Source organism: bacterium (genome assembly GCA_016708025.1).
In the GTDB taxonomy this organism is placed as follows: Bacteria; Zixibacteria; MSB-5A5; order GN15; family FEB-12; genus FEB-12.
This window is the reverse complement of the sequence record JADJGQ010000002.1, coordinates 242,764-264,021: the sequence shown is the minus strand read 5'-3', so window position 1 is coordinate 264,021 and position 21,258 is coordinate 242,764. Positions and strand designations below refer to the sequence as shown.

The window sequence follows — 21,258 nt, the reverse complement described above, 5'->3', positions numbered from 1 at the left end:
GGTCGCCCGGTGATCCGGTCATGATTGTCGAGCGTGCGGCTGTCACCAATTTCCGGAATTTCGGATCGCTCGAGGTCCGTTTCTCGCCGGGAGTGAATGTTTTTTTCGGCGCCAATGGCTCTGGAAAGACCAATTTACTCGAAGCGTTATTTGTTCTTTGTCTCGGCCGCTCTCAACGGACAGCGGCCGATGCTGTTCTGATCAAACAGGGCGAAGAGGTCTATCGGATCGAGGGGGATATTAATCAGGAAGGGCGCACCCGGACGATCGCGGTCGCCTATCAGAAGGGTGGGCGCAAAAAGATCACACGCGACACCATCCCTATTCGAATAGCCGAGCTGTTTGAAACGGTCTGCGCGGTTTCCTCCGGGCCGGAGGATTCAGACATTCTTTCAGGGGGACCATCGGTCAGACGAACTTTCCTCGATATCTACCTCAGCCAATATTCCCGGGCTTATCTTGATCGTTTGAAAGATTATCATCGCGTGCTGGCGCAGAAAAACGCCGCGCTGAAGATCCAGATGGATTGCTCGGCCTATGACGAATTGTTGATCCAGTATGGTGCGCGGATAATCCAGGCACGTCAGGAATTTATCGGTTTATTGAGAGAGGTAGCATCGCGGCATTATGGCGCGATCGCCAACGGAGAAAAACTTGATATTCGCTATGAAACCTGTGTACCATCGGATATGACCGATCTGACAATTATCGAGGGTGGACTGGCCTCGGCGCTGGCTAAGGGTGTCGCGCGGGAGCGTGCGACCTGCCAGGCAATGATCGGCCCTCACCGGGATGAGTTGGCGATATCAATCGGCGCCTATCCGGCACGGACGCACGGTTCGCAGGGTCAGTGGCGTACCGCCGCAGTTTCACTCAAGCTGGCAGTCTACGAAATGCTTCGGGAGAAACGAAAACTGGCGCCGGTACTTTTGCTGGATGAGATTTTCGCAGAATTGGATCTGGACCGTGCGCATCGACTGATAGATGCATTCTCCGGATATAATCAGCTATTTCTGACCACTGCGGTTGAACCACCGGAGCCGTTGCGCAAAAACGGACGGCGGTATCGCATCTCGCGCGGGACACTGGAGGAGATCTCCTGATGGCCGGGTTGCGTATAGAGCAGGTAACCAAATCATTTGGGTCGAACAAAATTCTGGACAATGTCTCGCTGGAGTTGGCCGAGGGTGAACTGCTGGTTATTTTGGGGCCATCCGGTTGCGGTAAATCGACCCTGCTTCGGTTGATTGCCGGACTCGAAGAGCTGGATGCCGGCGAGATCTTCATTGGTGATCGCCAGGTCGACAAACTTCGGCCGCGCGACCGGAATGTGGCATTAGTCTTCCAGAACTATTCGCTTTATCCGCATATGACCGTGGCGAAAAATCTCGCCTTCCCACTGACGGTTGCCAAAGTCCCGAAGACTGAGATCAAAGAGAAAGTTGCCAAAGTGGCCGCGATGCTTGGTCTTGAGAATCGCTTGCAGGCGAAACCGAGCCAGCTTTCCGGCGGGCAACGCCAGCGCGTGGCGTTGGGGCGAGCGATCATCCGGGAGCCTTCGCTTTTCCTGCTCGATGAACCGCTCTCCAATCTCGATGCTGACCTTCGCGCGCGGATGCGTCTGGAGATAGTCGCCCTGCAGAAGCAGTTGAAGAAGGCGATGATCCATGTTACGCATGATCAGACCGAAGCGCTGACCATGGCTGACCGGATAGCATTATTGGATCAGGGGAATCTGATTCAACTGGGGACACCAGAAGAGCTCTATCGCCAGCCCGCGACAACTTTTGTAGCGTCATTCATTGGCCAGCCGAAGATCAACCTGGTCGAGATCGAAGTAATCAACGGATACAGCAGGCCGTTCAATCTAAATGTCGGCAATCAGATCAGCGGCAAAGCGACGCTGGGCATTCGACCGGAAGCGATCGAGGTCTGGGCGGATGAAGAATACTCCGGCCAGGTAGAATCGGCTGAATATTTGGGAGATCAGTATTTCGCGCGGATACGACATGAGAATCTGCTGCTGACTGCCTCGAAGATCGCATCAGAACCGCAGGTGGGGCGGAACGTGACATTCTCGCTCAAGCGCGAGGATTTGCTGTTTTTTGATGCAGACACGGGCAAGCGGCTGGATGTGGCGGTCGCATTGAACGAATAGAGCGCGCTCTTTCAGGAGGGGTATTGTGTTGAGGTGGTCATTTTTCCCCAAGACAATTTTGGTATTAGCATGTTTATGGGTGGCCGTACTTTCATGCTCTTCAAGCCAAGAGGACATTTCTGGCGCGATCCTCTACGGTAGAGATTTCAGTCAGATGTATTTACCCAGCGAAAGTCATGAGACATTCTCCTGGCTTGAGCTTCCCGAAACAAGTGCAGAACACGCATTCCTTTGGATCGGCGACACAGTGATTTTCAGAGGGCGAGCAAATTCGTCTGACCACGGGCGTTCGCGTGGATTTAGGGACGCCAATTGGAAAGTATTTAAATGGACAGCCAGTGGTGCAAAGGTAAGCGAGTGTGCTGTTTTCTTCAATGCCGACAGTCTTCTTTGGCCGATTGACTTCAATCCGTTGAGTCTTCAGGTGCTCTGCTATTCGCTACAGGATACGGGAGTCTATCACTTGGTGCAGGTCGATTCCTCCTTACAGCTCCAGGACACCATTTCCCATTTCTCCTTGGGAGAGAGTGAGCGCACAGTCTGGAATTTGCTGTTATCCTATAACGGGGTCATCTGTCAAATCGAGCGAGAGAGTGTACTAGCCTATCAACTGCTTGGAGATTCGTTAGGTGAAGCTACTGAGATCTGCAAAGGAGACCTTGTTGCTGTATCTCCTGATCGCACGTTGGTACTCTGCCGAATACCGACTGTAACTTATCAATCCCTCGTTGTGTACAACTTGATAAGTGGTAAGTCAGCAATAGTGCATCAAGGAGAAGAGTATGCTGATGCTTGCTTTTCACCGGATAATAGATTCGTTGCCTATGGATTAGTAGACCATGGCTTGCTTCGAAAGGTTCACTTAAGAATATTCGATCTCCAGCACAACAAGACAATATCCACTCCAGTCACATCTGCGTTTCCTGGACCAATTTGGGTTAAGCTAAGCTCGGAAGGTGACTGAGACTGTATTGGTCAGCGTAGCCTCTGACATTTCGGGCAGAAATGGGCTGAACGCTGGCCGATCTGAATTCGTTTGATAGCCGACCCGCACCGTTCACACGGTTCCCCTTCATTCCCGTACGCCTTCAAATAGTTCTGAAAACTCCCCGCTTTTCCATTCACATTGGCATATGAATCAACGGATGTCCCCCGCAAACGGATCGCCTTCTTGAGCAAGAACTGGATATGACCGTGCAGTTCTCTCAGTTTGGTCGCTGAGAGCGAGGTGGTCAGCCGCCGCGGGTGAATGCGGCTCAAGTAAAGAGATTCATCGGCATAGATATTCCCGACCCCGGCGATGAAGGCCTGATCCATCAACGCCATCTTGATTTGCCGAGGCCGACGGTGTGCCAGCTCGACAAACAGTTCGGCAGACATCTCCAGCGGTTCCGGCCCAAGTTTCGCCAGGCCGGGTTGTTTCCAGAGCAGGTCGTTGGGAAAAAGACGTAGCCTACCAAACCGTCGGAAATCGTTAAAGCGAAGCTGCATCGTATCATCGACAGTGAGTGGTTCAAACTCAAATGTCACCAGATCATGTTTGGTGACCGGAGCATCGCGGTGAATCCAGAAAAAGTGCCCGGTCATTTTGAGGTGTCCCCAGAGAGTAAGGTTGTTGGAGAGTTGGATCAGGATATTTTTCCCACGACGGGCGACTCCCTCAACCTTCTTGCCTGACAGGAGTGTCGCGAAAGAATGTGGCGCTAGTCCCTTGGCGATAACGATCGTGCTCGGGTGGGCGTTGGCGGAGTCGACCGAGCGGATAGTCCGTCCAACTACCGTCGCACGAAGGCCACGGACCACAGTTTCAACTTCGGGGAGTTCAGGCATGGGGTAGTATAATGCAGGAATCAGCGGCTATGCAACAGCTGGACCGGATAGGCTACTGTTTCACCACCGTAACCTCGCCGGCAGAGACGAGCATTCGCTTGCCGGCATGGAGGAGGACCAATGCCCCGGAAGAGTCGATATCGGTCGCCACTCCTTCGATGATGTTGTCACCGGACAGGAGCCGGACCGTTTTGCCGAGCATCACGGAGAATTTCCGCATCCGTTTCTGCGCTTTTTTAAGCCCGTACTTCTGGTAGGCGAGATACTCTTCCTCGAAATTGCCGAGAAACGCCTTAAGCAGGTCAGCGCGATTGACGACATGTTTGGTCGCGACACGGAGCGAGGTGGCGGTCTTTCGGATATCAGGCGGGAAATCGGCCGCTTTTTGATTAACGTTGATGCCGATCCCGACTACCACATGGTTGATTCTATTTTTCTCGGCTGAGAGTTCGGTCAGGATGCCAGATATCTTTTTGCCGGAGATAAGAATGTCGTTCGGCCATTTGATCGCAATTTCTCCGGGCGCGTACTGCTCCAGAGTTTCTGCGAGGGCAACTGCGGTCATGATGGAAAGCCCCGGCGCCTGATCCGGCTTGATGCGTGGGCGAAGTAGGATTGAGAGATAGATGCCCGATCCTTCCGGAGAGAACCAGTTTCGCCCAAGTCTCCCTCTCCCTTGGCTCTGCTGTTCGGCGGTGACGATCAGCCCTTCCGGCGCGCCGGATTCGGCCATCTGCGAGACCAGATCATTGGTTGATTTCACTAGTCGGTAGGAATGGATCGTTTTGCCGATCAGTCTCGTTTTGAGGCGATAGCCGATTTCGGTTGCGGTTAACAGATCGGGGGCAGAGAGAAATGTCACCAGCTTGCCGGTGATTTTCAGCCTGTATCCCCAGCTCTGGATCTCCTGAAGGGTGGCATCGAGATGCTCGGGAGGCATCTTGAATTTGGTGAGTAGCCGTGGAACCGGCACAGTCTCTTTACTTCGGAGATAATACAGAAGTTGGTCGGCGATCTCTTGCACTAAGATGCCGGAGTTGACGAAATCACGAAAGCGGCTCATCATTCAACCTGCAGAGAGAAATCAACAACCGGCGCGGAATGGGTGATAGCGCCAACGGAGATGAAATCAACGCCGGTCTGGGCGATCGGCCCGACTGTCTCGAGCGAGACATTTCCGGATGCTTCGAGTTTCACCTTGGGATCAAGTGTGCGTGCGATCTGAACCAGATGGCGGAGCGAGTCTACCGACTGGTTGTCCAAAAGCAGACGGTCAACATTCGCCGAAATCGCCTCGCGAAGTTGCGATTCGTTGGTGACTTCGACCTCGATTGTAATTTTGTCGCACTCTGCCTGAAACTGTATGCGGAAATCACTCGATTGCAGATATTCACGTGCCATCTGTACGGCTCCAACTATCGACCCCGCACTCGCGATATGATTGTCCTTGATGAGGATCATGTCGTATAGCCCCATCCGGTGGTTCATGCCGCCGCCATGGTGTACCGCCATCTTTTCGAGATGACGCATGCCGGGAGTGGTTTTGCGGGTATCCAGTATTCTGGCCTGGGTGCCGGCGGTTTTTTCCACGAACCGTGAGGTCATGGTTGCCACACCGCTCAAATGCGCCAGAAAATTGAGCGCGACTCGTTCGGAGGCGAGGACGGTCTGATTGAAGCCGTCGACCTCAAAAATCACCGACCCCTTCTCAAATCGATCGCCGTCATGGAAATGCGGGGTGATCCGATTGGCGGAATCGACAATGTCGTACACCCGCAATGCGGGTAACATCCCGGAGAGTATCCCCGACTGTTTGGCTACCAGTCTCGCTTTGATAGGGTTAGGTTCCAGGCAGGCGAGCGAAGTGAGGTCTCCCCGACCGATATCCTCGGCCAGAGCCTCTTTGACCAGACGGTGAATTGACTCCAGTAGCAGGTCCATGGATGACTTCAATTGGCAATCGAAACTTCTTCGGCTATATTACGCCAATGCGAGCGAAAGAGAAAGCCCAAAAGCGGATAGCGGTAATTGGCTACGGCGGCCAGGGTCGGGCGATCAGCCTGAACCTTCGGGATTCCGGCTGGGATGTTTCTATCGGCTTGCAGGCAAGATCCCGGTCGCGAGTGCGGGCAAAACGGGATCGGTTCACACAGGTCGGGACTGTCAGGCATCTGGTCGAACAGGCCGAAATTATCTGTTTTGCTTTTCCAGATCATCTGCACGGGAAGGTCTTTGACCAGGAGGTCCGCCCTTACCTCAAACCCGGCGCCACGCTCTGGTTTCTGCATGGGACCTCGATCCAGTTCGGTTTTGTCAAACCACCGCGGATGTGTGATATCATAATGATCGCTCCCCATGCCCCCGGCCCGGCGGTGCGGGAGAAGTTTCTGGATGATCGCTCAATCTCCGCTTTCTGGGCGGTTGAGCAGAACCGATCTGGCAAGGCCAAGCAATTAGCCTTTGCACTGGCTGAGGGGTGCGGATTCAAAAAGAGAAATCTGGTCAAAACGAGCTTTAAGGATGAAGCGATTGGCGACCTATTCGGTGAGCAAGCCGTGCTCTGTGGCGGGATGGCAATGTTAATCTCGGCCGGCTATGAAACGCTGGTCAGGCGTGGGATCAAACCGGAACATGCTTATCTCGAGGTTGCCTATCAGCTTGACCTGATCATCTCGTTAATCAAAAAGTATGGAATGCAGGGGATGTGGGAGCGGATCTCGGTTGCCGCACGGTTTGGCTCGCTTCTGACTGGCCCAAAGCTGATTGATCGCACGGTGAAAAAGAAGATGCGGCAGACGCTGGATGAGATCAGCTCCGGGCGATTCCCCAAAAAACTGGCATCTCTGACCAAGCAGGATATTGCACGGCTCAACAAATCACTTAAGCGGCTGACCCCACCCTCGTTTGACCGCGCCGCCACCAAACAGAGCCGTCGCTCCAAATAATCTCCCACTACTTTGTGTTCTTTTGCTTGTATCCGAATGGGGTATAAGCGGGTAAATCAAGACTAAATAGCCGCAGAATATAGCTTTTCAGTCTATTTTGTGACAAATCGGTGACAAACATATCCACGCAATCTCTAAGTTTCCCCCAATGAGAATGACCCTGACTGGTGGAAATAAACGATGCGATTCTGTCAACTTCTGATACTGCTTTCTCTCGGACTTGCTACGTATGGGTCCGCGCACGCCGGATCTTTGACCGGCCGCGTGCTTGATGCGGAGACTGGCAATCCGATCAGCGATGTGAACATCCGCCTGATTGAAACCGATCAGACAGATGCCAGCGACAACAAAGGGATCTTTCAGTTCACCACGGTGACTGACGGCACCTACCACCTGATTGCGACGCACGTCGCGTATGACCCCAGTGATACCCTGACTGTGACCGTTAATGGCGCTACAGTTTTTGATCTGACTCTGGCTCCGATGCCCTGGGTGCTCAACGATGTCGTGGTCACTGGCACGCGCTCTCCGCACCTGTTAAAAGATGTTCCGGTGCAGACCGAACTGATCACCCAGCGTGATTTCCAGCGGACCGGCGCAAAGTCGGTCGATGAAGCTCTGTCTTCCACCATCGGGACGACGATCTCCAACAATGATTTCACCGGTTCCGGCGCCAGCATTCGCGGGATCGACAAAGATCGCGTGATGGTGCTGGTGGATGGTGAGCGGGCGGTTGGCCGCGTGAACGGGACGATCGACCTGAGCCAATATTCACTGACCAATGTGCAGAAGATCGAGATCGTCAAGGGTACGGGTTCAACCCTCTATGGCTCCGAGGCGATGGGCGGCGTGATCAATATCATTACCAGTCCGCCACAGCAGGATACCAAGGCCGGAAAGTTCTACGCCGACTACGGCACACACAAGACAGCCAGTCCATCGGCTGAATTTATGTGGGGGGGGACCAAAGCGGCGCTGACAGCCGGTGCCAAGTACTATGCCACCGATGGCTTTGATCTTCTCCCCGAAACACCGCACACCAACGGCGCAGACAAGATCGGGCGGTGGAATTTCGATGCTAAGTTAACCAACTACCTCTCTAGCGAGTGGCGCCTGACCACTACCGGCCGCTTTATGCATGAAAAACGGAACTGGGTTGAGTCTGAGGAATGGCCCGGCTTCACGCTCGTTTACGACGACGAAGAGACTAACAAGCGGTATGAGGGGTCGGTTGGCATGCAGTTTCTCTCCGGCGAGAAATACTCCATGCACTTCAAATTATATGGGACATTCTACGACCATATCTGGTCGAAAACCGACCAGGAGACCGGGACCTGGGTGGATACCTCGGAAACACAGGATTCTTATTGGGAAGCTTCCTACAGTTCCAACTACGTCATCGGCGACAACCATGTCGCCACCTATGGCGCTAACTATGTCTACCAGGATCTGACCTCGTCGGAATTGAGCGGCGAGAAAAAGGCCTCCCGCTCCGGCGCCGCCTACCTGCAGTATGAATATGCGCCGGTCAAAAGGCTGACATTCCTTCCCGGAGTGCGCTACGAAAACCACTCGGCGTTTGGTGGTAAGTTTAATCCATCGATGAATATCATGTACCAGCCGAACGAAAATATCAAATTCCGCGCATTCGGCGGGTATGGATTCCGGGCTCCCTCGATCAAGGAGCAGTACTTCATTTTCGACCACAGCGCCGCGGGATATATTGTTTATGGCGGTCAGGTGGATCTCCCCGACAATATCTCATTCGATCCGGATCATCCATATCGCGAGATGAACGAAGAGAACTCGCTCAACAGCTCGCTTTCGGTGGAGTTTTCGTATGGGACGATCGGTCTGCATCGGCTCACCTACTTTTACAATCACTTGCATGACCTGGTCGAGTTTACGATGGTCGGCTCCAGTCCGACCTACTGGCGCGGGATCTATGTCTACCAGAATATCGACCGAGCCTTCACGCAGGGGATCGAGTGGGAGTCACGAATTCGCCTGGCTTCCTGGCTCGACCTCTCTTTCTCATATAACTTCCTCGAAGCACACAATCTGGAAAATGGCGAGGACCTGATCAACCGTCCGCCGCACACGGTGAAGGCGGTTCTGTCGGTCACCGACAGCAAGTCTGGCTTTGGTGGAAGTTTCTGGGGGAATTACCAGTCACACAAACTCTGGACTTCCCGCTCCAATACGGGCGAGCAGGAAGAGGATCCGACCTGGGCGCCGCATCGGACCACCCTTAATTTGAATCTTTTCAAACGTTTCTCCGGCGACAAAGAAGCGTTTCTCCGGCTGGAGAATCTGCTGGATGAAACGGATGTCGTGTATGGTTACTGGCCGGGACGTCAGATTTTTGCCGGTTTCCGCTTTGGACTGCAACTCACAGATAAACAATAGAAGGAGTAGAATTGTGAAAGCATTGTTTGCGGTCTTGACCGCACTTGTACTGATGATCGGGCTGATCGGTTGCTCGGATGATGATAATCCGACCAAGTCGAATCCGCCGACGAATACGTCCACGTCAACCTGGGACGAATCTGGCCAGTTCTGGCGCTCCACGGTGGATGCCTCGGACTACGACCAATTTTCTTACTTCTCATTCACCACTCGCGATACAACTACCACCGGGGTTCCGAAATTAGCCGCAACTTCGTGGGATCTCGGCTTCCGTCGTGAAGTTGTCAAAACCAATGGTGGAGAGTCCAGCAACAACTCGGGAGATATCCTGGCATTCAGTCTTGGTGCTGTCGATTTTGCTGCAGTCGTGATCGGTGATACTGCAGGTAAGACCTTTGTTGCGGACCAGGTCGAATATTTCTTTGACGATTGGTATACGTACACTGGCCCGCCCAATCACCTTCTCATTCCGAACATGAATGTCTATTCCATGTTGGATGCCGGTGGACACAATTATGTAAAGTTCCGGATCGACTCTCTCACAGGCGCCGGCATGCCGCCCGACATGGGGACGGTGTGGATGACATATTACTATCAGGCGACTGCGGATGATCTGACGCTGCCCGGTCCGACAGTTTCAACGCACTTTGCGGTCGATAGCGGAACCGTTTACTTTGATTTCTCGTCGGGCACGGTTGTCACACCGACCACTCCCAGCAACTCGACCGAGTGGGATCTTGGGTTTTCTTCCTACAACATCTTCCAGAATAGCGGTCCATTCGGTTCGGGAGATGCCAAAGGGTTTTACGCCTACACCGAGTTGACTGACCCTACCGATATTGATGGGTTCACTTCGCAGCCGGTCGGTGCGCCGCTTTTCTCAGATATCCCGAGTTCAGCCATGACCGACTGGTACAACTACACCGGTCCGCCACTGCATCAACTGCTCTCGAAAGGAAATGTCTATCTGTTGAAGACAGCCGGTGAAGTTTATAAACTTGAAATTGAAAGCTACTATGCGAACGTGGGCGGTGTGCCAACCTCAGGGCACTATACGTTCATCTGGAAACAGCTCTAGTCTTTCCTCGTGTGATATACTGCCCCCCGGTGTTGTCTGGCATCGGGGGGTTCTTCTATCCGGTTCACCCGACCAAATTCCTCCCAATTTGTTAGGATTCAGTCAGATGGCGACATGAATGTCGGCTGGCTGTGCAATAGATGAACAGGGTTGCACAGAGGCCCAGTACTCCCCTCTCCCCTCGCTTGCCCCAACTGACTATCGGGCAGCCAGCTAGCCCGGCCAGACAAGTTCAAACCCGTTTTTCCGGCGGCGGCACAAACTTTGCTTTTTGAGGTGATGCGACATGACGAGATAAAACGTCACTGTTGTTAGACCAGGCCCTCGACTGACCATCGGGGGCTCTTTTTTTGCCTCACTCGCGGCGCTATCTCTTATCCGGTAAAAGAGTTGACCCTGCCAACGCCGCACGATAGATTGAGCCAGCACTATGAAAATGATCCTCCAACGAGCTGCAATCGTCATTCTGGCTATCGCCGGGATCTATGGTGGCTACCTGATGTATGATTCACTCCGGGAACGCTCAATGCCGGAGAAACTAGCCGCCATCATTCATGATGAAGATATTCGGACCCTCACACCCCGCCTGGCCGATCTGATCAAAGATGATTCGATTCTGGTTCGCGCGCGCGCCGCACAAGCGATCGGGCGGATCGGAGACAAAAAAGGGGGTGAACTGCTGATGGAAGCATTGCATGATCCCTCCATTCTGGTGGCATCAAAAGCGGCTTTCGGCCTCGGCCTCCTTGGCGATAAGCAGTATGCGGAGAAGCTTCTTGAGGCTGCAGAGAGTCTCCCCGGCGCTTCATCGGCGCAGGCGGTACTCGCCGCCGGACGGCTCTCCGACAGCAGTATGGTTGAGACGCTCGACAACTTGACCAGTTTTCTGGGAGATGCATCCCCCGAAGTGCGCGAAGCGGCCTGCTATGGGCTCTTCTACGCGAAAGCAACAGACCAGCTTTCCGCAGTCGAGAATCTGCTGATGCTCGAGCAGGACAGCATGGTACAACGGGCGGCGCTGTTTACGCTCGCACGGTTAGGGGCCGATGTTCAACCGGTGTACGCACGGTTCCTGGCGGATGCTGATCCCGGCGTCCGTTCACTGGCTGTGCGCGGCATGGGGAATGTGAAAACCCCCGAAGCGCTGCAGTTTCTGGGAATGGCGCTCAATGATGTCGACCAGGGGGTCGAAGCCGAAGCTATTGCCGCGCTGGCCAAGCAGGGTTCGTACGAAGCCTCCAACTATCTCTGGCGGAAATTGCCGCAGATCTCCGGCGACAAGCTGACAGTCGCACTGATCGACGCGCTGGCACAACTCAAGGCAGAGCAGGCGATTGATGCGGTCACCAGCCTGACCACACTCAAGCCATCCGACAATGTGCTGGCGGCCGGAATGAAATATCTTGCCACTGTCCAATCGGACCGCGCGGTCAATCTGATCGATTCGGTGCGGACAATGAAACCATCGCCATATGTGCGGGCCGCGTGTGTGGAAGCATACGGATTGATGGAACGGGACGCAGTACTCCCCCGGGTGGCGCAGATGTTCGCCGATGAAGACCCGCTGGTCCGTCTGTCGGCATTCGAGGTGCTCACCAAACTAGATTCCGCCAACCTGGACTACTATATCGGTCAGGCGCTCAACGATCAGGATATGGTGCTCCTGGTTACGGGCGTGGATGCGATCATCAATTTCAAGCTGGATCGGTTTTTCCCGACATTGTCGGAGATCATGGCACGCGGGACGGAGATCGACTCGGACATCCGCCGCACGATCATAGATGGTCTGCCGAAGCTTTTTACGGAGTTTGGAAAAGACTCCGCATTGGTGCGACTGTTGATCGATGGAATACTCGACAAAGAGTATATCGTCCGCCGGTCTGCGGCGATTGTATATGAGAAAGAGATGGGCGAAGACCGCTGGGCGCAGGTTCCGCCGGCCCTGGCCAGAATCACCGAAGGGCAGGTGCGAAGCGCAGTCGAGCGGTATACGGTTAACCCGACTGCGCGGATCATCACCGACAAAGGCGAAATAGAGCTGGAACTTCGCTTTGATATCGCTCCTCTGACCGTGATAAACTTCATTGAGCTGGCCCAGTCCGGGGTTTACGACGGTCTGAAATTCCACCGGGTGGTGCCGAATTTCGTTGTCCAGGGGGGTGACCCGCGCGGCGATGGCTGGGGCGGGCCGGGGTATCAGATCAGATGCGAATACTCGGACCTTCCGTATCGGCGTGGGACGGTCGGGATTGCGACCTCCGGCAAAGATACCGGTGGCTCGCAGTTTTTCATCGCCCTTTCGCCGCAGCCACATCTGAATGGACGGTACACCGTCTTTGGCGAAGTAACCGATGGTATGGAGATCGCCGACGAGATAGTTCGCGGTGATATTATCCAGAAAATCATGATTTTCGAAGGGAAACCAACCAAGTGAAGCGAATACTGATCGTTTTCGGTATGATGTTGGCCGCGTTGTCGGTCTCGGCGCAAACCGAATCGCCGGAGCAATTGATAGAGAAGATAGTGCAGGTCGACAAAGCCCAGCGCGCTCAGGTCAAGGACCTGGTGGTGCTTTCGGAATATATCAAGGGCGAAGAGAAGGATGACGGGACATTTGAAGAAAAGGTACGGTTCAATAAACGGATCTCCATTAAATACCTCGCCGACACCGCGCTGATGCACGAAGAGTATCTCTCCGGTATCAAGGAGGGGAAGCCGATGTCTGACAAAGACTGTCAGGACGCAGCGAAAGAGGATCGTGAGAAAAAGAAACGTCGGGCGACTCCGAATATCAGCTATCCGATGCTCAAACCGTTTTATCCGGAGAAACGCGAAATCTATACGATCGACTATCTTGGGGTTGCGGGTGAGCGCGTGGATGGATACCTCTGCCACTATTTCAAGGTGACGGCCAAAGAACCGGCTGATACCCTGTTGAATGGCGACTATTTCTTCGACACCGAATCACTGCATCTGGTGCGAGTGACCTTCTCGCCATCAGCACTCGTCAACCGGACGATGTTTAAGATGTCCAAGATGAACATGGCGCTGAATTATCTGCCGACCGCTGAGGGATACTGGATCCCGACTCAGTTTTCATTCAATATGAAAGCGAAAGCGATGTGGCTGATCAGTGTCCCGACCGCCGCGACTGAGACATACTCCGAACCGATCATCAACGGCGGCGTACCCGATTCGCTCTTTGAGGTGAAAGATGAAGAGTGACGAATATCGCACCGAGCTGGTTCCGATCGCGATGCCGGCCGACTGCAATCTGGTCTTTGGACAGTCGCACTTTATTAAGACGGTCGAAGACTTGTACGAGGCGCTGGTAACATCCGGGATGGGGATAAAGTTTGGGATCGCTTTCTGCGAAGCATCCGGCAAGCGGTTGATCCGGACCGACGGGAATGATGCCGAGATGATCGCGGCAGCAACGATGGCCGCCAAAACTGTCGGCGCCGGACATACCTTTTTCGTCTATATGAAGGCAGGATTCCCGATCAACGTGCTCAACCGGATCAAAGAGACGCAGGAGGTCTGCCGGATCTTCTGTGCGACGGCCAATCCACTGCAGGTGATCGTCGCGGTCAGCGAGCAGGGACGTGGGGTGTTGGGGGTTATCGACGGTGAGCCGCCACTCGGTGTTGAGGCGGATGCAGACAAGAAGGAGCGTGTGGAGTTCCTTCGGAAAATTGGCTATAAGCGTTAGCCGGAGAGTATTTAGATGAAACGATTTGAGTTGGAGCGGTCGGCCACCGAAAGGCTGATCATAGAAGAGTCGGAATACAAGGGGCACCAGTTGGTGTCGCTGCGTATCTATTTTCTGTCCGATGACCAGAGCTGGCTTCCGACAAAAAAGGGAGTCACGTTCAAGCGTGAACAGCTTGACGAAGTCCTCGGTTACCTCAATCAGATCAAGGGGAGCTGACCAGCTCCCTATTTTCAATGTTCACATTCGCCATCGACAAAGAGCGTCTTTTCAAACATTTCCAGAAAGACCCGGTTCTGTTTGCATACCACATCGGCGATCTGGATGAGCGCTATTTTCGGCATTGCCAGTTTGCCTGTACGTACAACGAGACCGCCCACATTCTGGAATCAGTGCTGATCTACAGCGGTCTGACGACTCCGACAGTTCTGGCGTTTGGCATGACGGATGGTTTCGCAGATCTGCTTCAGGAGTTGATGCCGGTTCTACCTCTGCGGTTTTATAGCCATTACCAGATGGCCTATAGCGGGCAGTTTCTGCATACATATAATGAGGTTGATCTTGGGCTTCATTATAAGATGAAGCTGGGGAAGTTCGTGCCGGCGAAATCGCAACCGGAAGCTGGGAGTATCAAATCGCTCTCGCTTGCTGACTCAGAAGCGGTTGCCGCGTTTTATCAGGCCGCGTATCCCGATGGCTATTTCGAACCACACATGCTTGAGACCGGCAAGTTTGTCGGGTTGGTTCGTGATGGCAGGCTTGTCTCGATTGCCGGAGTTCATATCTACTCTCCGAAATACAAGATCGCGGTACTTGGGGCGATTGCGACTCTTCCCGAAGAGCGCGGACACGGCTTCGCGACTGTGTTGACTTCGCATCTCTGCGATCAGCTTATCAAAGAGAAATTGATGATCTGCCTGAATGTCAAAGCCGACAACCAACCGGCGATTCAGAGTTACCGCAGCCTGGGATTTGAGAAAGTACACGAATACCAGGAAGCGCTTTTTGAGATTCGCCGCTGATCTCCCGAACATTTCCTCACTGATTTTGCACTAACGAGTATTGGTTCAAGGCTATAGCTATGCCTGCCCCCCAATAGCTTCGCGCCAGACGACAATCGCTAAGCTATTGTATAACAATAGAATACTTCTTCGGCAGCGACTTTGCTTTCTCTGATGATGGGACTGCTGAAACGTCCCGATGGAGATTGTCATCATGAGCGCGTCGAGAATCCTATCAATCATAGCCGGCTCCGCCGTAGCATTGGCGCTTTCGGTATCCGCTGGTGAACCGCAAGCAAAGAAGCAGCCGATCCCTGAACCATTGAAGGAGTACTATTACTCCGGTATGGCGCCGGATCAGTTGGCGTATGCGGTTGATGTCTGGTACGACGCGGTACTCAAGGGTGATCAGCCGCGTATCGCGCTGACCGAACAGTCAATGTTGGCTCTGTTGCAGCGGGATCTCGATTCGACGACCTATGTGGTTGATCAGTTTCGTCAACTCCTCTGGCAAGCGCAGGTAGCCTCGGTGGTTTTACCGGATACCGGCCAGTCGCTTTCGGATGATCTCCCGGTGCTGGAGTTACTCGACCGTGAGCATTTCTCCTATGCGCTGGATATTTGCAAAACCAAGGAGCGTCTGGTGACCGCGATTCGACGGTCTGACGCGATAAGCAACAAATATCGACTTATCAGTGACTACATAGAGGTTCTGCGCCGCCAGGTGGGGCTTCCGAAACTGAAATTAGCGGGGAATCCGTCGGCGGTGAATGCGCAGACGAAGAAGCCGGGTGCGCCGGTTGATGTTCAGGTATCGGAGGGGGATATCAAGAATCCGTTGCAGAATTAGTGGGAGTGTAAGTCATAGCAAGATATCGGCATTTGTCTCTCTTCTCTTCTTCTTGTGTGAGCCCTTCGTCAGACGCCGCCGTCGCTCCCAACGGCGGCGTTGTTATTTTGGGTGAATTGAATTACATTTAAGTAAATGGAATGTTACAGCAGGAAATTATCACAGGTTGTCAATGAGCCGACTGATGGCGTAATTGGTTACCTATCTCGGCTTCAAGCAGAAGCCGGTTTTGCGACTCAGTACACCAGGCAAATTGAAACTTGGCAGAGAGAAGTTGAGCTAGCGCAATTAGTTGCGCGTGACCTCATTGGAGCTATTCCGGGAGCAACCGATTGGCATATTCTGTTCGAGTATGATATTCCTCGCAGACAGAAGAGACCTGATATTGTAATTCTCGCAGATGACGTTGTATTCGTGATCGAGTACAAGGATGAAGCGAAAGAAGTAGATCGCGCAGCCATTTGGCAAGTCTACGATTATGCTCTCGACCTCAGGGATTTTCACGTAGAGAGTAGACATCGAGCAATTATCCCGATTCTTTGTCCCAGCCTCTTTTGTGGCGAAAACTGTTCCTATCAGCAAGAATTCGCAACTCCTCATAGTGTACTGATTTCAGGCGCACTTGCACTATCAAGTACAATTCTCTCGGCCTATCTGGCAGAGCACAGTGAAAAGAATTCTACAATTGACGCAAATGCTTGGATTAAGTCGTCCTATCAGCCAACTCTTACCATAATTGAAGCTGCAGAGCAGCTTTTTGGCAATCATGATGTTCGCGAAATTTCGCACAGTTACGCCGATAACCTTACCAACACCACAGAAGCAATAGTTGATTTTGTGAAACGTGCGCAATCTGAGGGGGAACGGTACATTTGTTTCGTTACCGGCGTGCCTGGCGCCGGAAAGACACTTACCGGTTTGAATGCTGTTCATGACCCCAGGTTGCGACAAGACGATAGGCCCAGTGCCATTTTTCTATCGGGGAATGGTCCGTTGGTTGCAATCGTAAGATCCGCGTTGGTGAATTGTGCGACAACGGATGGACGCAGGATTCCAAAGAAGCAACTGACACGCGAAGTTGAAGCTTTCATACAGAATGTGCATAGTTTCTTGAAATTTCACCTTGCGGACAGTGCAATGGTGCCACATGAGCAAGTAGTGGTTTTTGATGAAGCTCAGCGCGCTTGGAATGCGGCACAAATGAAGAGAAAGTGGCAAGTTGATGCTTCTGAACCAGCGCTCCTCCTTGATATTATGGAGAGGTGTCCTCAATGGTCAGTGATCGTGGCACTCATTGGAAACGGTCAGGAGATTCACAGAGGTGAAGCTGGTCTCGCGGAATGGGGTAAAGCTCTCGGTGAACGGTCTTCCAAGTGGAACGTCGCCGCTTCTTCAGCATTCTTGAACCGCAATGACGGGGAAATGGGCCAATGTCTGTTCGCACAAAATGTACCGAACAATATTGTCTCGAGAGTGGACGAGAGATTGCATTTATCGGTGAGCGTTCGCAGCCCGCGAGCAAAGCGAATTGCAGATTGGGTCGGCTGTCTTCTCGATCTCGATTGCGAAGGAGCAAAAGAGCAGGTATCGCAGATTCGCGATTTTCCGCTTGGGGTCACAAGGGATATCAACTTCCTACGAGATTGGTTGTTTGAACGCAGCAGACGGGATAGTCATCATCGCTGTGGACTTGTTGCTAGCTCTGGCGGACTAAGGTTGCGAGCACATGGAATTGAAGTATCAACGTCCTTCACTCAAGGGTACAATTGGGACCAGTGGTTTCTAGGCGATCCTGAAGATGTGCGTTCAAGTTTTTCACTTGAGGTAGCGGCTACTGAGTTTCAATGCCAGGGTTTAGAATTGGACTGGACGGGCGTCTGTTGGGCCGACGATTTAGTGCTCGGTCCGGACGAAACGTGGCGCATCCGGCAATTTAGAGGCAATCGCTGGATGAACGTGAGAGATGAAGCGACCAGACAGTTTGTTATCAATAAGTATAGAGTGCTTTTGACTAGGGCTCGCGAGGGAATGATCATATGGGTGCCAAATGGATCAGATAAGGACCCAACGCGCGCCAAGGCTTTGCTTGACAAGACCTACAGATTTCTTTTGAACTCGGGACTGACTGCATTGGATGAATCGTAATAGGCAGAGCGAATACCGTTAACTCGATGAGATTCAAAAGAGTCCAAGTCGGTCAGTTGACGTTGCAGCCCGTTGCGTTCGGTCCACTTTTTGACGATATTCCCCCCACTTAAGATACCCGAACAGAAAGACCAAGAATGACCATGTCGACCACCAGCAATGTTACCCCCAAGCGGACGGAAATCGACCCCAACCTGACCTGGAATCTGGCCGATATCTACCCCAGCGATGCCGCCTGGGAGACTGAATTTGCCGCCCTCCAGCAGATGGTCGCCAAAGCCCAGAGTTTTGTCGGGCGACTGCATGAATCCCCCGCCATCCTCGAGGAATGCCTCAAACTGCAGAATGAACTTGGGATGCGGATGCACTCGCTCTACCAATACGCCTACCTGAACAAAGATCTCGACAACCGGGTCTCCAAATATCAGGCCATGACGGAACGTGCGGCGATGCTTGGCTCACAGGCTGGCGCGGCATTTTCATTTGTCGAACCGGAACTGCTCAAATTGGATGATGCCCGGCTGATCGCGATGGAAAAGCAGTTCGCCACTCCCGGGGTTTACGACTTTTATATGCAGGAGTTGATTCGCTCCAAGGCGCATGTCCGTTCACAGGAAGTGGAAGAGTTGCTGGCGATGGCCGGGATTATCGCCCGCGGACCGGATTCTATCTTCAGCATGCTCGACGATGCCGATATGACTTACCCCTCGATCACCGATGAAAACGGCAATGAGGTGAAGCTGACCAAACAGCGGTTCGCCAAGTACATGGAGTCAGCCGTACAGCGTGTGCGCAAAGACACGAGCGAAGCATTTTACTCCTCATACAAAGCACACCTGAATACGATCAGCGCCTCGCTGGGAGCCTCAGTCAATAAGGATGTCTTTTTCACGCGGGCGCGGAAATATGAAAGCTGCCTGCATCGAGCACTCGATGCCAACAATATCCCGGTATCGGTTTATCATGCACTCCTTGACACGACCGAATCGCACCTGTCGGCGCTGCACGCCTACACCAAACTTCGCAAGCGGGTTCTCAAGCTGGATTCGATCTGGCCGTATGACATGATGTGTCCGCTCTTTCCTGAATCGGATTACACGGTGCCGTATAGCGATGCCGTCACCCAGGTAGTCGAGGCGGTCAAACCGCTTGGCGCCACCTATCAGAAAGTGCTGACCGACGCGTTTAATTCACGCTGGGTCGATGTGTTCGAGACCGAAGGAAAGGGTTCCGGCGCCTACAACTGGGGAAACTACCAGTCGCATCCGTTTGTCCTGATGAACTACACCGATACGGTAGATAATATGTTTACGCTGGCGCATGAAATGGGACACGCCATGCACAGCTACCTGTCGAATCGGAAACAACCGTTCGCCAAAGCGCAGTACTCTATCTTTGTCGCTGAGGTAGCCTCAACCCTTAATGAGGGGCTGCTGTTGCATTCTTTACTGCAAAAGGTGACTGACACCCAGCAGCGACTGTATCTGCTGAATCGGCATATCGACAACACGTTCGGGACATTCTTCCACCAGGTGCTGTACGCCCGCTTTGAACTGATTATCCATGACGCGGTGGAGAAGGGGAATGCGCTGTCTCCTGATATGCTCTCCGAGATCTGGGGGGATCTGACGCGGAAGTTTTATGGCCCTGACCTGACGATGGATGAATTCACGCCGCTCAAGTGGTCGCGTATCCCACATTTCTACAACATGTTTTATGTCTATCAGTACGCGACATCGTATGCGGCCTCGCAGGCGATCCTGAAGAAATTCCTGGATGGCGAGCCGGGGATAATCGACAAGTATCTTGAGATGCTTTCCTCCGGCGGGAAAGACCATCCGATTGAACTGCTGAAGATCTGCGGAATCGATATGACCAAGCCGGATCCGGTTATGGCGACGATCGATCTGTTCCGCGAACAGGTCGACGAGATCGACCGGCTGGTGAAATAGCCGATATGCCCGAGTATCAATTTGTGATCGCCTGGCGCTTCAAGGTGAAGCCCGGGCGAGAGCAAGAATTTGAAGCGGCATATGGTCCAGTCGGCGACTGGGTCAGGCTGTTTTCGAATCATGACGGCTATCTCGGGACTGAGCTGATGCGGGATTCCCATGATGATCGGGTCTATTTGACAATAGACCGATGGCGCTCCGCCGATGACTTCAATCAGTTCAAGGAACTTTATCTGAGTGAGTACGAGCAGCTTGACCGGATTCTATCCGACCTGACCGAATCCGAAACACTGCAAGGGTATTACCTGACGGAAGTGTAGAGATTTCGCAAGCTCACCCGCTCCGTGACGATTTTCAAAGGCTAGTGTTGCCGATTGGACCGCCATCGTGTACTATTGCGCGATGGAATCATCTGTTGCTCTCAATCTGTCGTCGCTCCACCCGGCAGTCATACCAATCCTCATCTTTTTTGCCCGCATTTGCGATGTCTCGATCGGGACCATGCGCATTATTCTGGTTGGGCGCGGTCATCGATTTGTCTCGTCGTTGCTCGGTTTTTTTGAGGTATTCATCTGGCTGCTGGCCATCAGTCAGATAGTCACTAATCTTGGCTCAATCGTGAACTTGCTCGCCTACTGCGCCGGGTTTGCCGCCGGGACGTATGTTGGAATGACCATAGAACGTCGGCTCTCCCTCGGGACTATGATAGTCAGGGTGATAGTGCCGGTGGAATCCTCGCACCTCATTATGTATCTCATCACCAACAACTACAAAGTGACCCATATGGATGCCGAGGGAGCGTTGGGGAAAGTAAAGGTCATCTTCACGATCGTCCGGCGCTCGGAGCTGAAGCATGTCATCGGGATTATCCGGTCGTTCGACCCGAATGCGTTTTATACGGTTGAGGATGTTCGGATGGTGTCGGAGTATGGGTTGCCGAAACCGGCGGGGAGCACACGGTTCAGTGTATTTCAGCCATCGATCTGGTTTCGGAAGAGTAAATAGACTGAGGCAGGTTCAATGCAGGGGGTTGCTTCGTCGGCCAGAGGGGAAATTCGATATCTAAGTTGACGTGCTGGCTGGCCTTCTCGCAATGACGTGAGTTGGTCATTGCGAGCGAAGCGAAGCAATCAATTCTCTATCATGTAGGTCGGTGTTGAGCGGATTCACAAGAGTGA

The 21,258-nt window shown here is 53.0% G+C and carries 19 protein-coding genes; 16 read left to right on the top strand and 3 right to left on the bottom strand.

The annotated features are described in order from the left end of the window. Positions 1 to 20 precede the first annotated feature (20 nt). From IPH75_07415 to IPH75_07405, 3 genes are all read left to right on the top strand, one after another. Entirely contained in the window at positions 21 to 1,103 is a 1,083-nt protein-coding gene (locus IPH75_07415) for a DNA replication/repair protein RecF (protein ID MBK7141892.1), read from the top strand. Continuing rightward, positions 1,103 to 2,158 (top strand): ABC transporter ATP-binding protein, encoded by a 1,056-nt coding sequence (locus IPH75_07410; protein ID MBK7141891.1) that lies wholly within the window; start codon positions 1,103 to 1,105, stop codon positions 2,156 to 2,158. The genes IPH75_07415 and IPH75_07410 overlap by 1 nt, the downstream gene beginning before the upstream one ends. A gap of 79 nt (positions 2,159 to 2,237) precedes the next feature. Next, on the top strand, positions 2,238 to 3,122 hold the full coding sequence (locus tag IPH75_07405; GenBank protein MBK7141890.1) for a hypothetical protein: 885 nt from the start codon (positions 2,238 to 2,240) through the stop codon (positions 3,120 to 3,122). Positions 3,123 to 3,133: 11 nt separating this feature from the next. On the opposite strand, the gene mutM is transcribed toward IPH75_07405, so the two are convergent. The 3 genes from mutM to nadC are packed head-to-tail and all read right to left on the bottom strand — an operon-like array spanning position 3,134 to position 5,929. Further along, complete coding sequence (gene mutM, locus IPH75_07400) at positions 3,134 to 3,988, bottom strand: bifunctional DNA-formamidopyrimidine glycosylase/DNA-(apurinic or apyrimidinic site) lyase (protein MBK7141889.1); 855 nt, start codon at positions 3,986 to 3,988, stop codon at positions 3,134 to 3,136. Between the two features lie 52 nt (positions 3,989 to 4,040). Further along, positions 4,041 to 5,054, bottom strand: coding sequence for a biotin--[acetyl-CoA-carboxylase] ligase (locus tag IPH75_07395; protein MBK7141888.1), 1,014 nt, complete (start codon positions 5,052 to 5,054; stop codon positions 4,041 to 4,043). Further along, positions 5,051 to 5,929, bottom strand: a complete 879-nt coding sequence (gene nadC / locus IPH75_07390; protein MBK7141887.1) for a carboxylating nicotinate-nucleotide diphosphorylase — start codon at positions 5,927 to 5,929, stop codon at positions 5,051 to 5,053. Before nadC ends, IPH75_07395 begins: the two co-directional genes overlap by 4 nt. A gap of 47 nt (positions 5,930 to 5,976) precedes the next feature. On the opposite strand from nadC, the gene ilvC reads away from it, so the two are divergent. The 13 genes from ilvC to IPH75_07325 all read left to right on the top strand — a co-directional run bounded on the left by ilvC (position 5,977) and on the right by IPH75_07325 (position 21,085). After that, on the top strand, positions 5,977 to 6,933 hold the full coding sequence (gene ilvC / locus IPH75_07385; GenBank protein MBK7141886.1) for a ketol-acid reductoisomerase: 957 nt from the start codon (positions 5,977 to 5,979) through the stop codon (positions 6,931 to 6,933). A gap of 180 nt (positions 6,934 to 7,113) precedes the next feature. After that, positions 7,114 to 9,342 carry a TonB-dependent receptor gene (locus IPH75_07380; GenBank protein MBK7141885.1) on the top strand — a complete coding sequence of 743 codons (2,229 nt, stop codon included), beginning with the start codon at positions 7,114 to 7,116 and terminating at the stop codon, positions 9,340 to 9,342. Positions 9,343 to 9,355: 13 nt separating this feature from the next. After that, positions 9,356 to 10,420, top strand: coding sequence for an HmuY family protein (locus tag IPH75_07375; GenBank protein ID MBK7141884.1), 1,065 nt, complete (start codon positions 9,356 to 9,358; stop codon positions 10,418 to 10,420). A 430-nt stretch (positions 10,421 to 10,850) separates the two neighbouring features. Further along, the gene (locus IPH75_07370) at positions 10,851 to 12,854 is read left to right on the top strand and encodes a peptidylprolyl isomerase (GenBank protein ID MBK7141883.1); all 2,004 of its coding nucleotides are present in this window, start codon (positions 10,851 to 10,853) and stop codon (positions 12,852 to 12,854) included. Continuing rightward, positions 12,851 to 13,645 carry a hypothetical protein gene (locus tag IPH75_07365; GenBank protein MBK7141882.1) on the top strand — a complete coding sequence of 265 codons (795 nt, stop codon included), beginning with the start codon at positions 12,851 to 12,853 and terminating at the stop codon, positions 13,643 to 13,645. Before IPH75_07370 ends, IPH75_07365 begins: the two co-directional genes overlap by 4 nt. Further along, entirely contained in the window at positions 13,635 to 14,132 is a 498-nt protein-coding gene (locus IPH75_07360; GenBank protein MBK7141881.1) for an adenosine-specific kinase, read from the top strand. Before IPH75_07365 ends, IPH75_07360 begins: the two co-directional genes overlap by 11 nt. A gap of 15 nt (positions 14,133 to 14,147) precedes the next feature. Continuing rightward, positions 14,148 to 14,351: a transcriptional coactivator p15/PC4 family protein gene (locus IPH75_07355; GenBank protein ID MBK7141880.1), complete on the top strand. Its 204-nt coding sequence runs from the start codon at positions 14,148 to 14,150 to the stop codon at positions 14,349 to 14,351. Between the two features lie 17 nt (positions 14,352 to 14,368). Then, positions 14,369 to 15,154, top strand: coding sequence for a GNAT family N-acetyltransferase (locus IPH75_07350; protein MBK7141879.1), 786 nt, complete (start codon positions 14,369 to 14,371; stop codon positions 15,152 to 15,154). Between the two features lie 193 nt (positions 15,155 to 15,347). Beyond that, a complete protein-coding gene (locus tag IPH75_07345; protein ID MBK7141878.1) occupies positions 15,348 to 15,983 on the top strand; it encodes a hypothetical protein in 636 nt (211 codons plus the stop codon). Positions 15,984 to 16,118: 135 nt separating this feature from the next. Then, positions 16,119 to 18,128, top strand: coding sequence for a DUF2075 domain-containing protein (locus IPH75_07340; protein MBK7141877.1), 2,010 nt, complete (start codon positions 16,119 to 16,121; stop codon positions 18,126 to 18,128). A 137-nt stretch (positions 18,129 to 18,265) separates the two neighbouring features. Next, a complete protein-coding gene (gene pepF / locus IPH75_07335; GenBank protein ID MBK7141876.1) occupies positions 18,266 to 20,080 on the top strand; it encodes an oligoendopeptidase F in 1,815 nt (604 codons plus the stop codon). A gap of 5 nt (positions 20,081 to 20,085) precedes the next feature. Continuing rightward, positions 20,086 to 20,400 carry an antibiotic biosynthesis monooxygenase gene (locus tag IPH75_07330; GenBank protein MBK7141875.1) on the top strand — a complete coding sequence of 105 codons (315 nt, stop codon included), beginning with the start codon at positions 20,086 to 20,088 and terminating at the stop codon, positions 20,398 to 20,400. An 82-nt stretch (positions 20,401 to 20,482) separates the two neighbouring features. Continuing rightward, positions 20,483 to 21,085, top strand: a complete 603-nt coding sequence (locus IPH75_07325; GenBank protein ID MBK7141874.1) for a DUF2179 domain-containing protein — start codon at positions 20,483 to 20,485, stop codon at positions 21,083 to 21,085. The last annotated feature ends 173 nt before the right edge of the window (positions 21,086 to 21,258 follow it).